Annotated in this window: 16 protein-coding genes and 2 pseudogenes; 6 read left to right on the top strand and 12 right to left on the bottom strand. The window is 68.5% G+C overall.

Going from position 1 to position 21783, the window contains the following annotated elements; genetic code table 11:
• The 3 genes and pseudogenes from QOL99_RS05470 to QOL99_RS05460 all read left to right on the top strand — a co-directional run.
• Positions 1 to 182: pseudogene (locus QOL99_RS05470) on the top strand (hypothetical protein); the annotation flags it as partial.
• Positions 183 to 223: 41 nt separating this feature from the next.
• Complete coding sequence (locus QOL99_RS05465) at positions 224 to 559, top strand: hypothetical protein (RefSeq protein WP_285522115.1); 336 nt, start codon at positions 224 to 226, stop codon at positions 557 to 559.
• 185 nt (positions 560 to 744) lie between these two features.
• Entirely contained in the window at positions 745 to 1890 is a 1146-nt protein-coding gene (locus QOL99_RS05460) for a branched-chain amino acid ABC transporter substrate-binding protein (protein ID WP_285522114.1), read from the top strand.
• A 67-nt stretch (positions 1891 to 1957) separates the two neighbouring features.
• Here the strand turns inward: QOL99_RS05460 and QOL99_RS05455 are convergent, their stop codons facing one another.
• Positions 1958 to 5248: a UvrD-helicase domain-containing protein gene (locus QOL99_RS05455; RefSeq protein ID WP_285522111.1), complete on the bottom strand. Its 3291-nt coding sequence runs from the start codon at positions 5246 to 5248 to the stop codon at positions 1958 to 1960.
• A gap of 109 nt (positions 5249 to 5357) precedes the next feature.
• Here QOL99_RS05455 and QOL99_RS05450 point away from each other — a divergent pair, with 109 nt between their 5' ends.
• Positions 5358 to 6245 (top strand): cation diffusion facilitator family transporter, encoded by an 888-nt coding sequence (locus tag QOL99_RS05450; RefSeq protein ID WP_285522109.1) that lies wholly within the window; start codon positions 5358 to 5360, stop codon positions 6243 to 6245.
• A 224-nt stretch (positions 6246 to 6469) separates the two neighbouring features.
• Here QOL99_RS05450 and typA read toward each other — a convergent pair whose 3' ends face one another.
• The 3 genes from typA to QOL99_RS05435 form a co-directional block, all read right to left on the bottom strand.
• Positions 6470 to 8251 carry a translational GTPase TypA gene (gene typA / locus QOL99_RS05445; protein WP_285522107.1) on the bottom strand — a complete coding sequence of 594 codons (1782 nt, stop codon included), beginning with the start codon at positions 8249 to 8251 and terminating at the stop codon, positions 6470 to 6472.
• A 165-nt stretch (positions 8252 to 8416) separates the two neighbouring features.
• Positions 8417 to 9352, bottom strand: coding sequence for a hypothetical protein (locus QOL99_RS05440; RefSeq protein WP_285522106.1), 936 nt, complete (start codon positions 9350 to 9352; stop codon positions 8417 to 8419).
• Between the two features lie 90 nt (positions 9353 to 9442).
• Entirely contained in the window at positions 9443 to 10012 is a 570-nt protein-coding gene (locus QOL99_RS05435) for a type 1 glutamine amidotransferase domain-containing protein (RefSeq protein WP_285522103.1), read from the bottom strand.
• 162 nt (positions 10013 to 10174) lie between these two features.
• Here QOL99_RS05435 and QOL99_RS05430 point away from each other — a divergent pair, with 162 nt between their 5' ends.
• Positions 10175 to 11821 carry a methylmalonyl-CoA mutase family protein gene (locus tag QOL99_RS05430; protein WP_285522101.1) on the top strand — a complete coding sequence of 549 codons (1647 nt, stop codon included), beginning with the start codon at positions 10175 to 10177 and terminating at the stop codon, positions 11819 to 11821.
• Between the two features lie 99 nt (positions 11822 to 11920).
• Here QOL99_RS05430 and QOL99_RS05425 read toward each other — a convergent pair whose 3' ends face one another.
• The 6 genes and pseudogenes from QOL99_RS05425 to QOL99_RS05405 all read right to left on the bottom strand — a co-directional run bounded on the left by QOL99_RS05425 (position 11921) and on the right by QOL99_RS05405 (position 19135).
• A complete protein-coding gene (locus tag QOL99_RS05425) occupies positions 11921 to 13477 on the bottom strand; it encodes a HEAT repeat domain-containing protein (protein ID WP_285522100.1) in 1557 nt (518 codons plus the stop codon).
• A gap of 93 nt (positions 13478 to 13570) precedes the next feature.
• Positions 13571 to 14524: a ring-cleaving dioxygenase gene (locus QOL99_RS05420; RefSeq protein WP_285522098.1), complete on the bottom strand. Its 954-nt coding sequence runs from the start codon at positions 14522 to 14524 to the stop codon at positions 13571 to 13573.
• 388 nt (positions 14525 to 14912) lie between these two features.
• A complete protein-coding gene (locus QOL99_RS05415) occupies positions 14913 to 16088 on the bottom strand; it encodes an acetyl-CoA C-acyltransferase (protein ID WP_285522097.1) in 1176 nt (391 codons plus the stop codon).
• 284 nt (positions 16089 to 16372) lie between these two features.
• Positions 16373 to 16855 carry a helix-turn-helix domain-containing protein gene (locus tag QOL99_RS05410; protein WP_285522096.1) on the bottom strand — a complete coding sequence of 161 codons (483 nt, stop codon included), beginning with the start codon at positions 16853 to 16855 and terminating at the stop codon, positions 16373 to 16375.
• A gap of 16 nt (positions 16856 to 16871) precedes the next feature.
• Positions 16872 to 17021 (bottom strand): annotated as a pseudogene (locus QOL99_RS17785) (type II toxin-antitoxin system HicA family toxin); the annotation flags it as partial.
• A 35-nt stretch (positions 17022 to 17056) separates the two neighbouring features.
• Positions 17057 to 19135, bottom strand: a complete 2079-nt coding sequence (locus QOL99_RS05405) for a 3-hydroxyacyl-CoA dehydrogenase NAD-binding domain-containing protein (RefSeq protein WP_285522094.1) — start codon at positions 19133 to 19135, stop codon at positions 17057 to 17059.
• 122 nt (positions 19136 to 19257) lie between these two features.
• On the opposite strand from QOL99_RS05405, the gene QOL99_RS05400 reads away from it, so the two are divergent.
• Positions 19258 to 20247 (top strand): NADPH:quinone oxidoreductase family protein, encoded by a 990-nt coding sequence (locus QOL99_RS05400; protein ID WP_285522092.1) that lies wholly within the window; start codon positions 19258 to 19260, stop codon positions 20245 to 20247.
• Positions 20248 to 20310: 63 nt separating this feature from the next.
• Here QOL99_RS05400 and QOL99_RS05395 read toward each other — a convergent pair whose 3' ends face one another.
• Both QOL99_RS05395 and holA read right to left on the bottom strand, forming a co-directional pair.
• Complete coding sequence (locus QOL99_RS05395) at positions 20311 to 20748, bottom strand: hypothetical protein (RefSeq protein WP_285522091.1); 438 nt, start codon at positions 20746 to 20748, stop codon at positions 20311 to 20313.
• A gap of 47 nt (positions 20749 to 20795) precedes the next feature.
• Positions 20796 to 21698, bottom strand: coding sequence for a DNA polymerase III subunit delta (gene holA / locus QOL99_RS05390; RefSeq protein WP_285522090.1), 903 nt, complete (start codon positions 21696 to 21698; stop codon positions 20796 to 20798).
• Positions 21699 to 21783 lie beyond the last annotated feature (85 nt).

Genomic DNA, 21783 nt, shown 5'->3' with positions numbered 1-21783 from the left:
GCGCCGCCGCCCGGCACCCGGTCCTCTCCCCTGCCCTCCTGCCCGCGCTGGCCGCCGACCCCGACGAGGGGGTGCGGCTGGCGGTGGCGGGAAGAGGCGACCTGCCCAGTGGGGTCCGGGAGCGGCTGCGGGCTGACGCCGACCCCAGCGTGCGGGCGGAGGCTGGAGGAGAACCCTCCTGAAGTTGGACGGCTGCGGGACGTGAGGCCCATACCATGACGGGGTGAACCTGTCACGCCCGCTGGCCCTGACCTCTGCCCTGCTGCTGGCGGGCGCATTTGCTCCAGCGCTGGTGCCCGCCATCCCCGCCGGGCTGAGCGCCGATGAACGCATCTTTGCCCGCCACGCCCTGCGGAACACCTCCAACCTGCTGGATAACCCAGCGCAGCGGCTTCTGACCTTACGTCTGCGGGTGGTGAGCGTCATACCGGAAGGGGTGCCAAGCGACTGCGGCGAACTTCCTTTCGTCAGCCACCAGCGTTACCGGGGCACGGTCCAAGCCTTGACGGTGTTCGGGATTCCCTACCAGACCTTCTCGGCCACCTGCGAGGGCGTCTGAGCGGGGGGCCGTTGGTATGGGCGGTTCCTTCGCACCAGCTATGGGCACCCCTGACCGCCTGTCCACCCAGTCGGGCCACGTGAGTTGGTCGTCTCAGCTTCCTCCGGGATACTGCCCGCACCCGGCGGCGGAAGATTCCAGGGGCTCTCCCCAGGCCCCGGCGCCGGAGCGTATCAGGAGGCTGCATGAAAACGACCGTGACTGTGATGGCTGCCCTCGCCCTGAGCACCGCAGGCGCCCAGACCACCATCAAGCTTGCCAGCCTCGCGCCGCTGTCGGGCGGCCAGAGCGCCATCGGGACCCAGGCCCGCAACGGCGTCCAGCTCGCGGTGGCCGAGTACCAGCCGCAGTTCAGGAAGCTGGGCCTGACCCTCCAGTTCGTGCCCTTTGACGATCAGGCCGACCCCGCGACCGGCACCGCCGCCGCCCGCAAGATCGCCGCCGACCGTCAGGTGCTGGGGGTCGTGGGAGCGCTCAACAGCGGCGTGACCATTCCGGTCAGCGCGGTGCTGGCGCCCAGCCGCCTGGCGATGGTCAGCTCGGCGAGCACCGCCAACAACGTCACCGACCGTGGTCTGGGGAACATGAACCGCATCGTCGCCCGCGACGACGCGCAGGGCCCGGCCGGAGCGCAGTTCCTGACCAGCACCCTCAAGGCCAAGAAGATCTACATCCTGAACGACAAGACCGCCTACGGCGAGGGCCTCGCCAACGAGGTCGAAAAGGCGCTGAAGGCGAAGCGAATCCAGGTGGTCGCCAACGAGGGCACCGAGGAAAAGAGCGACTTCTCCTCCATCATCGCCAAGATCAAGCTGCAGCGCCCCGACGCCATCTACTTCGGCGGCATCTACAACCAGGTCGGCGTGTTTCTCAAGCAGCTGCGCGAGGCCGGAGTCACCACGCCGGTCGTGGGCGGGGACGGGCTCGACAGCTCCGAGCTGCTCAAGATCGCGGGCAAGGGCGGCGAGAACGTCTACTTCACCACCGCCGCCGCCCCGGTCGAGGCGCTGCCCGCCGCCAAGACGTTCGCGGCGAAGTATCAGAAGACCTTTGGGCAGCCTGCCCAGGGCTTCGCGGTGTTCGGCTACGACGCCGCCAAGGTCGTGCTGCAGGGCATTCTGAACGCGGCCAGGGCCAACGGCAACAAGGCGCCCAGCCGCCAGCAGGTCGAGTCGGCCATCCGGGGGGGCACCTTCACGGGCCTGCTGTCGGGCCGGGTCAACTTCAACAGCGTCGGCGACCGTGAGAGCGCCACCCTCTACGTGATGAAGGTGGGGGGAGGCAAGGTCCGGCTCAGCACCAGCATCCCGGTCAAACTCAGCAAGCGCTGAGGCGGCGGTAAAGGCGGGGCGGCTCCTGGGACAGCGTGTCCGGGAGCCGCCCTCGTTTCTGCCCTCCCTACACCGGCGACAGGTTGGCGAACTTCACCAGCAGCTTCTTGGTGCCCACCGACGGGAAATGCACCGTGACCTCCTGCCGGTCCCCCATCCCGGCCACCGCGAGCACCTGCCCCTCCCCGAACTTGGGATGCCTGACCTTCTCGCCGCCCCGGTAGGCCATGTCCCCGGTCATCGGGCTGGTGTTCTTGACGGCGCTGGGGCGGGCAGGCACGGTGGGGCGGTAGTCCTTCCAGCTTTTCTGGCGGTAGTCCACGACCTGTCCGTAGGGGTCCACGGTGTCGAAGCCGTCCCCGAGTTCCTCCAGGAAGCGGCTGTCCTCGGCGGCGATGGTCTTGCCGTACTGCATGCGGTTTTGCGCGGCGGTCAGAAAGAGCCGCTCCATCGCCCGCGTGATGCCCACGTAGAAGAGCCGCCGCTCCTCCTCGATGCCGCCGGGTTCGATCAGCGCGTTCTTGCTGGGGAGCAGCCCTTCCTCGGCGCCCACGATGAACACCACCGGAAATTCCAGCCCCTTGGCGTTGTGGAGGGTCATCAGGGTGACGGCCTCCTCGGGCTTGTCGCGGTTCTCGGTCCGCGAGCGCATGTCGTCCACGCTGGAGAGCAGCGCGGCGTCGTCGAGGAAATCCGCGATGGTGCCCTCGTGCTCCCCGGACCACTCCTCGGCGGCGTTGACGAGTTCGTCGAGGTTCTCCATGCGGACCTGCCCTTCCTGCCCCTCCTGGCGCAGCAGGTCGAGGTAGCCGCTGTTCTCGATCACGTAGCGCAGGAACGGCCCCGGTTCGTAGTTGTCGGCGGCCTCGCTCATGGCCTGCATGAGATGGGCGAACTCGACCGGCTTCTGCGCTCCCCGGTCGAGGATGTGCAGTTCCTGGGCGTTGGCGCAGGCGGTCAGCAGGGAGGTGCCGTTCACCCGCGCCCATTCCATCAGCCGCTCGAGCGCCGTGTCCCCGATGCCGCGCCGGGGCCGCCCGATGATGCGGCGCAGGGCCACGTCGTCGTCCGGATTGATGGCGAGCCGGGCGTAGGCCAGGATGTCGCGGATCTCGCGGCGGTCGTAGAAGCTCACGCCGCCCACGATCTTGGCCGGAATCTGCACCCGCCGCAGCGATTCCTCGATCACGCGCGACTGGGCGTTCGTGCGGTACAGCACGGCCATGTCGGTAAAGGGCCGTCCCTCGCCGTGCAGCCGGGTGACCCACTCGGCCACGAAATCACCCTCCGCGCGGTGGTCCGGCGCGCGGTGGAAGACGACCGGGTGCCCGTCCTCCTTGACCGCCTTCAGCGTCTTGTCGAGCCGCTCGGCGTTGTTCTCGATCAGCCGGTTGGCGAGGGTCAGGACGCGGGCGCTGGAGCGGTAGTTGTGTTCCAGCATGTACACCCTGGCGTCGGGGTAATCCTTCTGGAAGTCGAGGATGTTCTGGATGTCGGCGCCACGAAACTTATAGATGCTGTTGTGGACGAGCAGGCCGCCCGCCACGTAGGTATGGGTGGGCGAGACGGTCAGGTCGTAGACGGGACCGTCGTAGGTTTCCTGCGAAACCGCCTCCACCGTGACCTCGCGCAGCTCGCCACCCTCCTGCGCGAGCATCTGCATGCCGGGGTGCAGGTGCGAGAGGGGCAGGAAGGCGTACAGGCGCCCGCCCACCACGGCCTTGCGCTGGAGTTCCAGCCCGCCGTCGCGGGCGATTTGCTGTGCCTCGGCCAGGGCCTGCGCGTAGTCCTTGCGGCTGACTTCTAAGCGGAAGCCACCCTTGCCGTTGCTCCGAACGGGATGCCCGGCCTCCAGCAACTTCCCGGCGATGTCCTCCCGGTTGCTGCTCCACTGGATGCGGTGATACCCGACCAGACCGTGCCGGAAATCCTGGTACATCACGAGGTTGACGCTCTGGCGCCGCGCTCCGTTCTGGGGGCGGTGGTGCGGGAAGTCCGGGTGCAGGTGCAGGTCGGCCATCAGTCGCCGCGCGGCCGCCCCGGTGTCGAGTTCCGCGAAGAGGCGGGCCAGGTGCGCCTCCCCCATCGCCAGATTCCGACCGACGCCGTGGAAAAGGGCGGTGGGCAGGCCGTAGCGGGCGGCGTAGAGGGCCTCCCAGTAGGCGGCCTCCGCCCGCGACCCGCACACGCGCAGCACCCAGACCTTGTCGCCGTGCTCCTGATTCAGCCGGACCCGGAAGCCGTAATCCGCCTTCCCCTCCCCGTTCTGCCGCGCGCCCACCGTCAGGCCGACCCGGTACCCCCGGTCCTCACGGAACATCAGGTAGACGTACCACTGCCCGGCCATCGGCTCGTGCCGTGCCAGGACGACGTGATGGGGCGTGCCACGCAGGGTGCGCCCGCCCGCTGTGACATTCCAGAGCGGTCCCCGGAAGTGCCCCCGCTTGACGTGCGTGACGCGGCCGGGCACCAGCCCCTCTCCCCCGCCCGTGCCGCACACGAAGTCGCCTTCCTCAATCGTCTCGATGGGCCGCTCGCCCCCCGGCGCGCAGACGGGCGTGCCGGGCGGCAGGCACTGGTCGGGGTCCCCCACCACCAGCAGGTTCCGGTCCCGGCTCGCCAGCAGGCGCGTCAGCTCATACTGCGCCTTGTTCGTGTCCTGATACTCGTCCACGTGGATGAACTTCGCCCGGTCCTGCACCCGCCCCAGGACGGCGGGCACCTCCTGAAAGAGCCGCACCGTCTCGGTGATCAGGTCCCCGAAGTCGATGGCGTTCTGGCCCTTCTTGCGGGCCTCGTAGCGGCGGTAGGCCTCGGCGGCGGCCTCGCGCGGGATGCCGCTGATGAAGTGTTCGGGCGAGCGCCCCAGGTCGGCGGGCGTCAGCAGGTTGCTCTTGGCCCGGTCGAGGATGGAGCGCAGCACGCGCGGATTGGTGTCCGGGCCGATGCCGGGGATGGACCCCATCACTTCCTTGAGGATGTCCATCTGGTCATCGTCGTCGTAGATCACGAAGCCCCGGCGCAGGCCGATGTGCTCCCCGTAGGCCCGCAGGATGCGGACGCCCGCCGAGTGGAAGGTGCTCATCCAGAGGCGGTCGGCGCCCTGCACCAGATGCTTGGCCCGCTCACGCATCTCGGCGGCGGCCTTGTTGGTAAAGGTCACGGCCAGAATCTCGCCGGGGTCGGCCCCGTAGTGCCCGATCAGGTGCGCGATGCGGTAGACCAGCGTGCGCGTCTTGCCGCTGCCCGCCCCCGCGATCACCAGGGCCGGGCCGGTGTGGTGGTTGGCGGCCTGCGCCTGGTTGGGGTTGAGCTGGGACAGCAGGGGGGAATCGGGCAGGTCCGGCGCGGTCGTCACCGGGGGAGTGTAGCAGAGCGGGTTACGCCCAGGACAGAACGGCGGGCACCGGGGGTGTTCCCGGCCGGGTGCCGTCTCCCGCCTCATCCAATCCTGTTACGCTCGCCGGGTGGACCGTTCGGCCAGAATCGCCCTGGGCAGCGTGGTGGTGGCGCTCACCGTGCTGGCGCTCAAGTTTCTGGCCTACCACGTGACGGGCAGCGTGGCCCTGTACTCGGACGCGCTGGAGAGCATCATCAATGTGGCCGCCGCCGCCGCCGCCCTGATCGCCCTGCGCGTCTCGGCGCGGCCCGCCGACGCCACGCATCCCTACGGGCATTCCAAGGCCGAGTATTTCAGCGCGGTGGCCGAGGGCGTACTGATCGTGCTGGCCGCCTTCAGCATCATCCGGGAGGCGGTCCCGGCCCTGCAGAATCCGCCCACCCTGGAAGCCCCCTGGAACGGCCTGGCGATCAACCTGGGGGCCACCGTCCTCAACGGGCTGTGGGCGGGCGTGCTGCTGCGGACGGGCCGGGCGGCGCGGTCCCCGGCGCTGCTGGCCGACGGGCGGCACGTCCTGACCGACGTGGTGACCAGCGTGGGCGTGCTGGCAGGGGTTGCCCTCGCCGCCCTCACCGGGGTGGGCTGGCTGGACCCGGCGCTGGCGCTGCTGGTGGCCGTGAACATCCTCTGGAGCGGCTGGCACCTCGTGCGCGAGAGCGTCGGCGGCCTGATGGACGCGGGGGTGGACAAGGCGACCGGGGACCGGATCCGTCACCTCCTGCGCGTTCACGCGGACGGGGCACTGGAGGTTCACGACCTGCGCACCCGGCACGCGGGCCGCATGACCTTTATCGAGTTCCATCTGGTCGTGCCCGGCTCCATGACGGTGCAAGACGCGCATGACATCTGCGACCGGTTGGAAGAGGCCCTGTTCGCCGAATTGCCCGGCGTGGCCGTCACCATCCATGTGGAGCCGCCCGACAAGGCCAAGCACCACGGGGTCGTGGTGGTGTGACGGCGCCAGGCGCTGTTGCATCTCGTTCGGGGTAGGGCATCATCCTGGCTGTGAAACCCCAGTGAGTGATGCACCCCCCTGAACAGCAACGCAGGTCGCCGTCGCCGCGACTGGGCAGGGAACGGACCCCCCACGGGAAGACCCCCAGGGCGGCCTGGGGGTCTGTTCGCTTCTCTGCTTCGCAGCTTTGCAAGTCGCCCTGCTCGGCCCCGGCGGGGCGGCGATTACTTGCGGAAGCTGGGGTTGAGCACCTTCTTGCGCAGGCGGATGCTCTGGGGCGTCAGCTCGACGAGTTCGTCGTCGGCGATGTACTCCAGCGCGTCTTCCAGGCTCAGGCGGCGCGGGGGAATCAGGGTCAGGGCCTCGTCGGCACCCGAGGAGCGCACGTTCGTCAGCTTCTTGTTCTTGCAGACGTTGACGTTCATGTCCTGCTCGCGGGCGTTCTCGCCGACGATCATGCCCACGTAGACTTCCTGCCCGGCGTCGATAAAGAAGCTGCCCCGGTCCTGGAGCTTCCAGATCGAGTAGGCAAAGGCCACGCCGTCTTCCATGCTGACCAGCGAACCGTTCTGGCGGGTCTTGAGTTCCCCGGCCCAGGGCGCGTAGCCGTCGAAGATGTGGCTCATGATGCCCTCGCCCTGGGTCATGGACAGGAACTGGGTGCGGAAGCCGAACAGGGCCCGCGAAGGAATCTTGAACTCCACCCGCACGCGGCTGCCCTGCGGCTCCATGTTCACCATCTGGCCCTTGCGCGAGCTGAGCACGCCGATCACGGTGCTGGAAAACTGCTCGGGCACGTCGATGACGAGGTGCTCGATGGGTTCGTGCTTGGCGCCGTCGATCTCACGGATGATGACCTGCGGGGCGCCGACCTGCACCTCGTAGCCCTCACGGCGCATGGTTTCCAGCAGGATCGAGAGGTGCAGCTCGCCGCGCCCCGACACCTTGAACTCGTCGGGACGAATCTCCTCGACCTTGAGCGACACGTTGGTCATGACCTCGCGCTTGAGGCGGTCATTGAGGTGACGTGACGTGACGTACTTGCCGTCCTTGCCCGCGAAAGGGCTGGTGTTGGGCTGGAAGGTCATGGACACGGTCGGCTCGTCCACCGTGATGATGGGCAGCGCCTCGGGGTCGGCGAGGTCGGCGATCGTCTCCCCGATCTGGGCGTCCTCGATCCCGGCGAGCGCCACGATGTCCCCGGCGCCCACCTCGTCGGCCTCGATGCGGCGCAGGCCCATGTGGGTGAAAGGCTGCACGACCCGGGTCTTGGTCATCGTGCCGTCCTTGTGCATCAGCTGGACGAACTCGCCCTTCTTGACCTTGCCGCGCTGCACGCGCCCCAGCACGATCCGCCCGAGGTACTCGGAGTAGTCGAGGTTGGTCACCAGCATCTGGAACGGCGCTTCGAGGTCGACCTGGGGCGCGGGGATCTGCTCCAGCACCATCTCGAACAGCTCGTGCATGTCGTCCTGCGGCTTGTCGAGGTCCCTGTACGCCTTGCCCTCACGGGCGATGGCGTACAGGATCGGGAAGTCGAGCTGGTCGTCGTTGGCGCCGAGTTCGGCCATCAGGTCGAAGGTGAGGTTGACGACTTCCTCGGGGCGGGCGTCCTGGCGGTCGATCTTGTTGATCACCACGATGGGCTTGAGGCCCAGTTCGATCGCCTTGCGCAGCACGAAGCGGGTCTGGGGCATCGGGCCCTCGGCGGCGTCCACCAGCACGAGCGCCCCGTCCACCATGCCGAGGACGCGCTCGACCTCCCCGCCGAAGTCGGCGTGGCCGGGGGTGTCCACGATGTTGATCTTGACGCCCTTGTACTCCACGGCAGTGTTCTTGGCGAGAATGGTGATCCCGCGCTCTTTTTCCAGGTCGTTGGAGTCCATCGCCCGCTCGGCGATCTCCTCGCCGTGGCCGAGCTTGAGCGTCTGCTTGAGCAGGCCGTCCACCAGCGTGGTCTTGCCGTGGTCGACGTGCGCGATGATGGCGATGTTGCGGTATTCCATGTCTTCAGCTCCCTTTGTGCGGAGCCGTTAGCTCTCAGCGGTCAGCCTTCAGCTCTCAGCTCATGTGCATAAAAAAGCCCGCCGCTTGTCCGGTCTGGACGGTGGGCGGGGCACCCAAACGGGGATTCTAGCAGATGAGACGGGGGGGGTGAGGTCAGGTGGGGGTCACGGTGAGAGGGGGACCCAGCTCCAGCCGCCGATGTCGCGCCGCCCGGCAGCGAGTGCCGCCTGTCTTGCCCCCCGGTTCTCGCCGTGAATGGTGCCCAGCAGCACCCGCCCGTCGTCCGGCAGGGCGCGGGCGAGCAGGGTGGAAAGGTGCGGGCCGAGGCCGTGGCCGCGTGCGTGGGGCGCGAGCAGGAGTTCCTGCACGACCTGGGCAGGCAGGCCGAGCTGGGTCTCCGGCAGGGTCCCCGCGTACCCGCTCCATTCGCCTTTCCAGAGCACGTCGAACATCGTGCCCGCCTGGATACAGGCCTGCAAATCATCATCGTCTATGACGCGGGCCTGCCCGGCGTGCTCTGGGTGCTGACCGTCCACGGCGGCGTAAGCGGCGACCGCCCCGGCATGGTGGGCGAGGTCGGCGGTCGGTCTCAGACTCAGCTCGCCCGGGACTTCGTGCCCACGCAGCTCCGCGAGAGGAGCAGCCAGGACGCGCCGGTCAGGCCACGTACCAGGAAACGCTCCTACCTGTGCCGCGCTCCAGACCCGCAGCCGCCCGGGCCGGAACGCGCCGTACATGTCCAGAGCCGCCTCCCGCAACGCGGGGAGGTCATCCGGCATCAGGGGCCGCGAGGTCACGCTGACGTCCACAAACGGCTTTTCCGGGTCCAGCCCCTCGAAACGGATGGACAGCATGGCCCTCAGGTCGGGCAAGACAGTCACCCAGCGGTTCAGGAAGGCCCCGGCAGGCTGCCCCACGTTCAGAAATTCGGCCCGCCTCGCCGCGAGGTCGAGGTCGGTCGCGAGTTGCAGGTCGAAGGCGTGTTCCTCTTCCAGTAGGGCAAGGCGGGCGGCATCGTCCACCCAGCCCCGCGTCAGGGGGTGCTGCGCGGTCAGCGAGAAGGTGGCGAGGTCAGCGGCAGTCGGCAGGGAAGCGGGCATTGGCCCGAGCGTAGGGGAAGGCGGCACCGCTGACATGGGCAGAATGGCCGAGGGGCCGGACCGCTCCGGCCCCGCCCCCGTTCCCTGCCCCTACTTCCGGCGGCTGCTGTGATCGCCCTCCGCGAATTCCTCGATCATCTTGGCGTTGAAGGCGAGCAGGTCGTCGGGCTTGCGGCTGGTCACCACGCCCCGGTCGGTCACGCATTCCTCGTCCACCCACTCGGCACCCGAGAGCGTCAGCTCGCGTTTCAGGCTGGGCCAGCTCGTCATCTTCAGGCCCTGGCTGATGCCCGTCTCGGAGAGGCTCCAGGGACCGTGGCAGATCGCGGCGATGGGCTTCCCCGCGTCGTACATCTCGCGCACGAAGCGCATCGCTCCCTCGTCCAGCCGCAGCGTGTCGGGGTTGACCGTGCCGCCGGGGAGCAGCAGGCCGTCGTAATCGGCCGCCCTGACCTCCGACACCACCCGGTCGACCGCGTACTTACCCTTCGGCTCGATGTCACCCTTCATGGACTGGATCTCACCGGATTTCAGGCTGATGAGGTGGGCGGTGGCCCCGGCCTCCTCGATGGCCCGGCGCGGACTGGTGAGTTCAATTTCTTCGACCCCGTCGGTGGCGAGGATGGCGATCTTCTTGCCCTGCAATTGCTGCTGCGTCATGGCCACAGCCTGCCGCGCCAAGATGGACGCAGGCCAAGAGGACGCTCAAGCTCCAGCCAGAACAGGCAGTCAGGACACCGGCCCGGCGTGGACCGTCTGCTACCCTGTCCCTACCTAACGAGCGTTTGATTCCGCCTCTCCCCACCCCCGGAGGTTGCCCCCATGAAGACGAAAAACGAGTGGATGCAAAGCGTCTACCTGCCCGCGACCCAGAAGTTCCCCGAGCGCAAGTACAACTTCAAGAATCTGTCGGACATGGACCCCGAGCCGATCTACACGGCCGACGACCTGGAGGGCTGGGACGCCGAACGCGACCTGGGCTATCCCGGCGAGTTCCCGTACACGCGCGGCGTGCAGAGCAGCGTGTACCGGGGCAAGCTCTGGACCATGCGGATGTTCGCGGGCTTCGGGAGCGCCGAGCAGACCAACGAACGCTTCCACGCGCTGCTGGGGGCCGGGCAGACGGGCCTGTCGACCGCGTTTGACCTCCCCACCCTGATGGGCTACGACTCCGACCACCCCTTCAGCAAGGGCGAGGTCGGCAAGTGCGGGGTGGCGGTCGCCAGCCTCGCGGACATGGAGATTCTCTTCCAGGGCATTGACCCGGAGAAAGTCACCACGTCCATGACGATCAACTCGCCCGCCAACGCGATCTGGGCGATGTATATCGCCAACGCGCAGAAGCAGGGCAAGGACCTGACGAAGATCGGCGGGACCATCCAGAACGACATCCTCAAGGAGTACATCGCGCAAAAGGAGTTCATCTTCCCGCCCGCGCCCGGCGTGAAGCTGGTGATCGACACCTTCGAGTGGGGTCCGAAAGTCGTCCCGAGGTTCAACTTCATCTCGGTGAGCGGCTACCACATCCGCGAGGCGGGGGCGACCGGCGTGCAGGAGCTGGCCTTCACGCTGGCCGACGGCTTCCACTATGTCGAGAAGGCGCTGGAGCGCGGGCTGGACATCGACGAGTTCGCGCCGCGCATCTCGTTTTTCTGGGACATCCACAACGACTTTTTCGAGGAGATCGCCAAGATGCGGGCCGCCCGCCGGATCTGGGCGCGGCAGATGCGCGACCACTACGGCGCGAAGAATCCGAAGTCGTGGATGCTGCGGACGCACTCGCAGACCGCCGGGGTGTCCCTGCCCGCGCAGCAGCCGCTGAACAACATCGCCCGCGTCGCGATTCAGGCGCTCGCGGCGGTGCTGGGCGGCACCCAGTCTCTGCACACCGACGCCTACGACGAGGCGCTGGCCCTGCCGACCGAGCAGAGCGCCGCCATCGCCCTGCGGACCCAGCAGATCATCGCCTACGAGACGGGCGTGGCGGGCGTGATTGACCCGCTGGCGGGTAGCTACTACGTCGAGAAACTGACCGACGACATCGAGGCCGCCGCACTGGGCTACATCGAGCAGATTCGCGCGATGGGCGGGGTGGAGGCGGGCATCGACAACGGCTTCTTCCAGCTCGAGATGGCCGAGGCCGCCTACCGCTACCAGCGTGAGGTCGAGACGGGCGACCGCATCATCGTGGGCGTGAACGACTTCGTGCAGGACGCGGTGGAGGTGCCCATCCAGCTGATCGACCCTGAGGTCGAGCGCGTGCAGGAGGCAAGACTGGCGCAGGTCCGGCGCGAGCGCGACCCCAAGCGGGCCGAGGCGGCGCTCGAAGCCCTGCGCGACGCCGCCGTCACGGGCGCGAACACCATGCCCGCCTTTCTGGAATGCGCCCACGCCTACACCACGCTGGGCGAGCAGATGGACACCTTGAAGAAGGTGTACGGGGAGTACGTGGAGCCGGTGCTGGTGTAACGGGAAGTGGGGAGTGGGTTGCAGGTTGTGGGCAAAGAGGAAGGTGGGCCATCCCGGCTGGGGCGGCCCACCTTCTACGTCTATGCCAGGTCAGGAGGGTCAGCCTCCCGAACGGCGCTGCCTGAGCCTCTGCTGGAGGGAATCCACCGGCCTGGCGCGGTCTGCGGTCAGGCGCTGCGCCACCGCCCGCAGTTTCGGGTCGTCCAGGTGGGTGGCCTGCGCGACACCCCGGTCGGCGTCCTCGCCGGGGAGCTGACCCAGGGCACTCAGGGCCGCGAAGCGCACCTCCCACGCTTCCGCCTCGTTCAGCAGGACGCCCGTCAACACTGGAGCGGCAGCCGGGTCACCCAGCAGGCCCAGGATGTCGGCGGCGTGGGTACGGGCGGGGGCGTGCGGGTGCCCCAGCCGCTCAAGCAACAGCGGCACGGCCAAGCTTCCAAACTGCGCCAGGGCGTTCCCCAGCGTGGTGCGCCGCTCGGCGTCCGGGTGGCCGACCCCCGCCAGCAACGCCGTCAGGGCGTCCGGATTGCCCATCTGGCCCAGGGCGAACACCGCTTTGCGGGCCACCTCATCGTCCGGGTCGTTCAGCAGCGGGCTTAACGCAGAGGCACTTGCCGGGTCCGCGATCTTGCTGAGGGTATGCACAGCCTGCAACCGGCCCTGGGGGTCTGGGCTTTCCAGAAGTTCCAGCAGCGGCGGCACGGCGTCCGGTCCCATCCGCACAACGGCCCAGGTCAGGTTCTCGCGCACGAAGAAATCCGGCTCCCAGCTCAGCCGCCCGATCAGGCTCGGCAGGGCCGCGTGTTGCCGCGCCGTGCCCAGGTCCAGCGCCGCCCGGATACGGACATTCTTGTCGGGGTGGGAGAGGTCCGTCACCTGCTGCCGCGTCTGGTGGGTCATGGTCGCTCCGTCTTGCCGCCTGGACATGGCCTCCGCGATGAAGGTCCATGCCCTGTGCAATTCCGTGGGAAGGTGCTGCTCGTAGGCCCTGCCGAGGGCCTGGGCGACGTCGGGTTGCCCGGCCGTGGTGCAGTGGACGAGATGCCCCCAGCGGGTTGCCAGGGCCTGCGCTTCCGGTGAAGTGGGGGAGACTCCATGCTCCAGGGCCATCAGCACGTCGGTCAGGAGGCTTTCCCAGTCGTCCTCGCCCACTCCCTGCCGCAACTCCTGAAGGTGCTGAAGCTGCTGCAGAGTCAGCCTCAGCGTGCCAGCGATCTCCTGCGCGGCCTGCATGAACCGCCCGACCTGCCCCTCGACCCGGCGGGTCAGCGCGATCGTTTCTGCCACATCCGTCCAGCCGATCTCGGCGACGCCCTGCAAGGCCCGCAGACGCCCCACCAGGTTCTGCTCCTGCGCGATACGTTCCTCCAGAATCCCAATATGCTGCCGGAGAACTTCCTGCGCGTCGTAGGCAGGGTCGTCCAGCGCCCGCGCAATCTCGGGCAGACTTAGGCCCACACCCTTCAAGCTCTGGATATGCAGCAGCCGGGTGAGGTCCGCAGGCGAGTACAGGCGGTAGGCCGCCCCGCTGCGCCCGCTGGGTCTGAGCAGCCCCAGCGCGTCGTAATGGCGCAGGGTGCGAATCGTCAAGCCTGTTCTCCGTGCGACCTCGCCTATCCTGAGTGCCCTTTTTTCAGTCCCTGTTTCGCCTGTCACGGTGACCCCCGACCGTCACCCTAAACCGTGACGTTACGAGAGGGTCAAGCCGGGAGGGGTTGCCATCTCCATTCCCTGAGCAACCGGGCGACCTTACGGCTTGAGTGGCGTCAACCCCGCCTCGATCTGCGCCCGGCGCGGCTCCAGAAAGGGCGCCAGCACCAGCGTCTCGCCCAGGTGGGCGGGGTCCTCGTCCACCGCGAAGCCGGGGCCGTCGGTGGCGAGTTCGATCAGGATGCCCTGCGGTTCGCGGTAGTACACCGAGCGGAACCAGTGGCGGTCGACCTCGCCGCTCGTCCGCAGGCCCAGCCCGGCCAGGTGCTCGGCCCAGGCGTGGTAGTCCTCGTCCCGCACCCGCAGGGCGAGATGATGGACGCCGCCCGCGCCGGGGCGGGCCGGGGGCAGAGTGGGGTCGGGGCGCAGGTGCAGTTCGGCGTGAGGCCCCCCCTCCCCCATCGCGTAGACGTGAACCGTCCGCGCGGCGTCCTCGGGGTCGAGGTAGGTGCCCGCCGCGCCCAGGCCAAACACCCGCGTCAGCACCCGCTCGGTGGGAAAGAGGCCAGGGAGGGTGAGTTCGGACGGGCCGAGGCCCAGAATCTGGTGCTCAGCGGGGACCGGGGTGCCCTCCCACGGCACGCCCGCTGGCCCGCCCTCCACCAGGCTGAGGCGCTGGCCCTCGGGGTCCGCGAAGTCGAGGTGGGCTCGGCCCGCGCGGGTCACCGGGGTGACCTCCAGCCCGTGCCCCCACAGGTGCTCGGCCCACCACGCCAGACTGCCCTGGGGCACCCGCAGGCCCGTCCGGGTGACCGAGTTGTTCCCACGCGTCTCGGGCGGCACCGGCCACTCGAAGAAGGTCAGGTCGCTGCCCGGACTCCCCGCCCCGTCCGCGAAGAAGAGGTGGTAGGCCATGACGTCGTCCTGATTGACCGTCTTCTTGACCAGTCGCAGCCCCAGCACCCGCGTGTAGAAGTCGAGGTTGGCCCGCGCGTTCGCCGTCACGGCGGTGACGTGGTGCAGTCCATGAGGGATAAGCGGTGAGGTTGTCATACCTCCAGTTTAATCGTTCAACATCAAACGATTATGAGCGGCGAAAGCCCCCGGCCAGGGGAACCGGGGGAGGGGGCGCTACAGGCTGTTGGTCAGGGTTGATTGGGTAAGGGTTGATTGGGTCAGGCTCGGCATGTCTCCGACTGTCTGTCCCCCTCCCAGCCTCCCCCGCAAGGGGGGAGGAGTAAAAAGCCCTGCTCATAGTTGGCCGGGGACGCTCACTAGAGCATTTGACAGAATTACGGCCCCCGGGGAACGGCGCCCCAGGTGCCTCCAGTCTGCCCAATGTTCCTGTCCCATGCGCTCGCTCTGCTCGGCCAACGAATGCGGAACCCCACCGCCTTCTTATGGCAAATGCTCTAGCGACCGGATGCTGACGACTGGCAACTTACAGCACTTCGAACAGGCCCGCCGCGCCCATGCCGCCGCCCACGCACATGGTCACGACGACATGCCCCACACCCCGGCGCTGGCCCTCCAGCAGGGCGTGGCCCACCAGCCGGGCGCCGCTCATGCCGTAGGGGTGGCCGATAGAAATGGCGCCGCCGTTGACGTTGAGCTTGTCGTCGGGAATCCCGAGTCGGTCCTGGCAGTAGAGGACCTGCACAGCGAAGGCCTCGTTGAGTTCCCACAGGCCGATGTCGTCCACCGTCATGCCGAAGCGCTTCAGCAGCTTGGGCACCGCGTACACCGGGCCGATGCCCATCTCGTCGGGCTCGGTGCCCGCGACCGCCATACCGAGGTAGCGGCCCAGGGGCTTCAGGCCACGGGCGCGCGCCATTTCCGCGTCCATCACGATGCTGGCCGAGGCCCCGTCGGAGAGCTGCGAGGCGTTGCCTGCCGTGATCTGGTTGCCCTCGCCGCGCACGGCCTTGAGGGACCGCAGGCCCTCCAGGGTGGTGTCGGGGCGGTTGCCCTCGTCCTTCGTGATCGTGATCTCGCGCAGGGTGACCTCGCCCGTCTCCTTGTTGGTGACGTTCATCCGGGTGGTCACGGGGATGATCTCGGCGTCGAAGATGCCCGTTTCCTGGGCGCGGGCGGTGCGCTGCTGGGAGCGCAGGGCGTACTCGTCGCAGCGCTCGCGGCTGACCGAGTAGCGCTGACCCACCACCTCGGCGGTGTCGATCATGGGCATGTAGATGCCGTTGTGCATGGAGAGCAGCTCGGGGTCGGGGCCGACGCGCATCTCGGGCGTCTGCACCAGCGAGATGGACTCCACGCCGCCCGCCACCACCACGTCCATGCGGTCCACGATGACCTGCTTGGCGGCGGTGGCAATGGACATCAGGCCCGAGGCGCACTGGCGGTCGATGGACATCCCCGCGACCTCCACCCCCAGCCCGGCCCGCAGCGCCGCGTTGCGCCCGATGGTGGTCTGCACGCCCTGCTGCATGGCGGCGCCCATGATGCAGTCCTCGATGTCGGCCGGTTGAACCCCCGCCCGCTCCACGGCGGCGCGGATGGCGTGGGCGGCCAGCGTGGGCGAGGGGGTGGCGTTGAACGCGCCCCGGTAGGCCTTGCCGATGGGGGTGCGGGCGGTGGAGACGATGACAGCTTCACGCATGGGGAGACTCCTTGGGATGGGGACGCGAGGTCCCCTGGGGTTCGGGCGAGTAGGGTTGTGGGTCAGCGGCAAACCCATTCCAGTACACCCACAGACGCCCGCAGTGAGGGCAGAGAAGGGCGTGCTTCATCTGATTGAAGAGGTCTTCGGTGGGGACGGTGTCGGTTGCCGGGTCCGTGAGGGCGTCAAAATCCACGTCCGAAACGATCAGCCACTCGGCGGAGTTGGGGATGGAGCCGTAACTGACCCTCTCTCCGCAATGGCACAGGATCGCGGGCACGGGGTCACGACGCCTTGGCCGTGAGCCGGACTTCCAGCTCGGCTTCCAGGGCGGCGGCCACGCGCCGGAGCATGTCGAGCGAGTGGCCCCAGTAGAACGGGTTGACGAGGCGGTTGACGGCCGAGCGGCTGGTGCCCAGGCGACGGGCGAGTTCCGCCTGGGTGATGCCTGCCTTCTCCAACGCCTGCTCGATTTCCAGGCTGACCGGATTCATCTCGGCGGGGGTCAACCACAACAGTTCCTCGCTGCCGTCGAGGTCCGCCAGCAGACCGGCGTCGAGGTCGTCACGCCCACGCAGACGCGGCTGATGCTCCGGCTGGTCCTCCAGGGCAAGCGCGATGGCCTCGCGGGTCTGACGAATCAGGTCGTCGCGGCCAGGCGCGGTGCCGACGCAGTGGAGTTCGGGGACGAGGGCGTTCCAGTTGCGTTCGCCCGAATTGATGATGGTCAGATACATCCAGGGTCCCTCGCTTTCGCTTGATCGCATCCTGCACCGCCCGTTCCTGATACCGCTTAGCGTCGTCGCCCGCGCTGCCGCTGATGATGACCGTCACCTCGCCGCGAACATACTTCCGGTGACTGCCCCGCACGCTCCGCAACTCGAACCCGGCCCGTTCCAGTTCCCGAATCAGGTCACGGAGCTTGGGAGGCATCGGTCAGAGAAGGTTATCAGATTTGAGAACATGGCTCAGGCCTGGCTCTTCGCCCGGTCCCACCCCGCGAACGACCCGCCTTCCTCGGCCAGCCTCCGCAGCAGCGGCGCGGGCGTCTGGCCGTACTTCTCCAGGGCGGCGACCACGTTCTTCAAGCCCACCTCGTCGGCGTAGCCCATCGGGCCGCCCCGGTGGGCGGGGAAGCCGTAGCCGTAGATGTAGATCACGTCGATGTCCCCGGCCCGCTGGGCGATGCCCTCGTCGAGAATCTGGGCGCCCTCGTTGACCAGCGAGTAGACCAGCCGCTCGGTGATCTCCTCCTGGGACAGCTCGCGGGACTCCAGGCCCTTCTCGGCGCGGTAGTCCTCGATGAGTTGGGCGACCTCGGCGTTGGGCCTGGGCTTGCGGTCCTCGCCGTAGTCGTAGATGCCCGCCCCCGTCTTCTGGCCCTTGCGCCCGCGTTCCACGATGCGGTCGAGCCAGCCGTCGGGCTTGGGGAGGCCGCGCACCTTGGCCTGGTGCTGGCGAATCAGGTACCCCACGTCCAGCCCGGCCATGTCGCTCATCTGGAAGGGTCCCATGGGTAGCCCCAGCGCGTTCATCGCGGCGTCGGCATCCTGCGGGTTGGCGCCCTCCTCCACCAGCTTGCGGGCCTCATCGCCGTAGCGGTGGATCATGCGGTTGCCGACGAAGCCGTCGCAGACGCCCACGACCACGCCCACCTTGCCGATGCGCCGGGCCAGGGCCATGCTCGTCGCCAGCACCGAGTCGCTGGTCCTGTCGGCGCGGACGATCTCCAGCAGCCGCATCACGTTGGCCGGGCTGAAGAAGTGCAGGCCGATGACCTGCTCGGGCCGCCCAGTGACAGAGGCGATCTCGTTCACGTCCAGGGTGGAGGTGTTCGTGGCGAGAATCGCGCCGGGCTTGGCGATGGCGTCCAACTTGGTGAAGATGTCCTTCTTCACGCCCATGTCCTCGAAGACGGCCTCGATGATGATGTCGGCGTCCGCGAGGTCTTCCATGTTGAGGGTGGGTGTGAGGAGCGACATGCGTTTCTCCACGTCCTCCATCGTCAGGCGTCCCTTTTTCGCGGTGTTCTCGTAGTTGCGGCGGATGACCGCGAGGCCCCGATCGAGCGCCTCCTGCCCGGTTTCCACGATGGTGACGGGAATCCCGGCGTTCAGGAAGTTCATGGCGATGCCGCCGCCCATCGTGCCCGCGCCGATGATTCCGGCGGACCTGATGTCGGTGGTCGGCGTGTCCCTGGTCAGGCCAGGAATCTTGCCCGCCTCACGCTCGGCGAAGAAGATGTGGCGCAGGCCGCGCGACTGGGGCGAGTCTTTGGCGGCCATGAAGAGGCGGGCTTCCTCCTCCCAGCCCACGGCGAAGGGCTGGGTGGTCGTCATCTCCGCGAGGTCGATGATGAAGCCGGGCGAGAGCTGGCCCCGGTGCGTCTTCCCAATGCCCTCGCGGGCGGCGGCGAAGACCTGCGGGCTGACGCCCTCCACCGTGCGCTCGCTGATGCGGGGCAGGGGGCGGGTGTTGGCGTGCTCGCGGGCGAAGGCGACGGCCTCCTCGCGCAGGTCGCCCTCGACGAGTTGGTCCACCAGGCCGAGTTCTTTCGCCTCGGTCGCCTTGATCGGATTGCCCGACAGCATCATCTCCAGCGCCTTTTGCACCCCCACCACGCGGGGCAGGCGCTGGGTGCCGCCCGCGCCGGGGAGGACGCCGAGCTTGACTTCGGGCAGGCCCATTTTCGCGTCCTTGGTCGCCACCCGGTAATGGCAGGCGAGCGCGATTTCCAGGCCGCCCCCCAGCGCCGTGCCGTGGATGGCGGCGACGGTGGGCTTGGGAAAGGCGTCGAGGCGCGAGATGAAGCCGCGCAGGTCGGGCGCCTGCTCGCGGGGCAGGTCGAAGGTCTTGATGTCCGCCCCCGCCACGAAGGTGCGGCCCCCGCCGATGATGACGACGGCGCGAATGCCCTCGTCCCCCTCGGCGGCGTCGAGGCCCGCGTGCAGGCCCTCGGGGACGCCCGGCGAGAAGGCGTTCACGGGCGGGTTGTTGATGGTGAGGACGAGAATGTCCCCCTCGCGGGTCTGGTCGACGATGCTCATGCAGGTGCCCTCCTTTGGTGTGGGGCCATGCTTCCATGCTGGGCGGGCGGGGTCAAATACGTGCGCGTGCATATTGAACGTACGCGTTCACTTCGGCGGGAACACTCGGGTATGCTCCCTGCATGTCAGACACCATGAAGGCCATCGTCGTCGAGCGCCTCGGCCCCCCCGAGGTCATGGAGTTGCGCGAGCTGCCCATCCCCCAGCCTGGCCCCGGCGAGGTCCGGCTGCGGGTGGAGGCCGTGGGCATCAACTTCGCGGACGCGCTGGCCGTGTCGGGCGAGTACCTCACGCGCACCAAGTTGCCCTACACGCCGGGCATGGAGTTCGCGGGCGTGGTGGACGCGCTGGGCGAGGGCGTCAGCGGGGTCGAGGTGGGCCAGCGGGTCGCCTCCCTGGGTGGGCGCGGGGGACTGGCCGAGTACGCCCTCTCCCCTGCCGCCGCGCTGATCCCGGTGCCGGGAAGTTTCAGTGCTGCTCAGGCCGCTGCCTTTCCGGTGTCGTACTTCACGGCCTACCACGGCCTGAAGACGCTGGGGCGCGGGCGGGAGGACGAGTGGGTGCTCGTGCAGGCGGCGGCGGGAGCGCTGGGCACAGCCTCCATCCAGCTCGCTAAGGCGATGGGGATGAACGTGGTCGCGATGGCCAGCACCGAGGAGAAGTTGCAGCTTGCCCGTGATCTCGGCGCGGACGTGACGCTGCTGCAAGACGAGCCGGACCGGGTGCAGAAGGTCCGGGACGCGGCGGGTGGGAAAGGCGTGCCCTTGATTCTGGAGGTCGTGGGCGGCCCGCGCTTTCAGGAGAGCCTCGACATGGCCGCGAACCAGGGCCGCATCATCGTGATCGGGAACGCCAGCCGCGAGCAGGCGAACCTGCGCCCGGTCGAGCTGATGAAGCGCAACCTCACGGTGACCGGGCTGTGGCTCACTTCGCTGATGATGGATGGGGAGGCCACCCGCGAGGCGGCGCAGGCCCTCTCGACCCTGATGGCGGGCGGCCGGGTGGTACCCCAGGTCGGCCCGACGTACCCGCTGGCGCAGAGTGCGCGGGCCTTTCAGGACCTGCTGGACCGCAAGACGACGGGGAAAGTGATTATCGAGCCTGGACGCTGAGTGGCCGCACACGAAGAAGGGAGCAGAGGCACTGGGCTTCTGTTCCCCATTCTTTTTGACCGCTTACGAGAACAGCCGCACCAGCGGACGCCACCAGGGAATCATCACCAGCACGGTGACGAGGGCCAGCGCGGTCCACAGGGCCGCCGCGCGGAACTTGGCCTGATTGGTGGCGGCCCGCTTGCTGATCGCGGAGGCGAGGGTGGCGAACACGGCGGCGAGCACGCCCAGGCCGACGTGTTCCCACTGGAACGACGGCCGGGCGTCCGAGAAGGCCCCCGCCCCCTGCGACCCCAGCAGGCCGAACAGCAGCAGCCCCAGCACCAGCTGGAGGTGAACGCTCCCCGCGAAGATCGCCACCGGGCGGCGGTCGGCGGCGGTGAATTCGCGGGCGGCTCCCACGCCCCGGAAGGCCCGCAGCAGCGCCCAGACGCCCGCGATCAGGACCAGCCAGCGGGTGAGGTTGTGGAGGGTCAGCAAAACGAGATAGACGGTCGCCATGGCCGCTATCCTACCTGACCGCTCGGAAAGGTGGCGGGGGGGCGGCCCTACACGCTGAGCTGCACGATCAGCCGCTCCAGCGTGACGGCGGGGTCCAGCCCCCGCTTCATGGCGAGGTCGGCGTCGAGGATTCTCGCAAGGTGGGCCCGGATCTTGCTTTCACTCAGGCGGCGGGCGACCTCCAGCGCTTTCTTGGCGGGGTAGGGTTTGACCCCCAGGCGGGAGGCGGCGGCGGCCTCGGTCACACGGCCCCCCTCCTGCAAGAGCGCCACGCAGCGGGCGACGAGGCTGTACTGCCACACGACCGCGCCCATCAGCTTGAAGGGGTCCTCTCCCGAGGCGAGCAGGCGCCGCAGCTGGGTCACGGCCTCGCCGGGCTTGCCGGTGGTCGCCGCGCCCAGCATGGCGAAGGAGTCGCCGGGCGGCTCGCGGCCCACCACCCGCCGCACGAGGTCAGCCGTATGCGGCGGGTCCAGCAGCGTGAGCTTGTTGAGTTCGCCCGCGATCCCGGTCAGGTCGGAGCCGAACACCTCCGCCAGGTAGAGGGCGGCGTCGCGGTCCAGCTTCAGCCCGGTCTTCCTGGCCCGCTGCGCCACCCACCCGGCCACGTCGCCGGTCTTCTGGGGAGCCGGGGAAGCGATGTGCTCGCCCCGCGACTCGTAGAGCTTGACGCGTCCTGCCGGGGCGGATTCGTCCAGCACCGCGACGGTGACCGGGGCCGAGGCCAGCAACTCCAGCAGCGCCTTGTCGGGCTTGACCCCGGCCAGGTCCACCACCACGCCGCCGTCCCCGAACAAACTGGGGGCCAGCAGGGGGGCGACGGCCTCGGCAGTGACCTCCTCACCCGCGAGCCGGGGCAGGTCGCGCAGGGGCAGGCCACGGGCGGCGAGGGTCTCGCGCAGGGCTTCCTCGGCCAGGAACCGGTTTCCGGTAAAGGCGATCAGGGGCATGGGGACTCCAACTCGCGGGCCGCCGCGTCGAGCTGCCGCCGCAGGGCGGGGGCATCCGGGGGGCGCCCGGCGGGATCACGGCCCA

It is taken from the genome of Deinococcus rhizophilus (genome assembly GCF_030271215.1).
Lineage (GTDB): Bacteria > Deinococcota > Deinococci > Deinococcales > Deinococcaceae > Deinococcus > Deinococcus rhizophilus.
The sequence above is the reverse complement of the archived record's forward strand: the minus strand, read 5'-3'. Positions and strand labels throughout refer to the sequence as shown.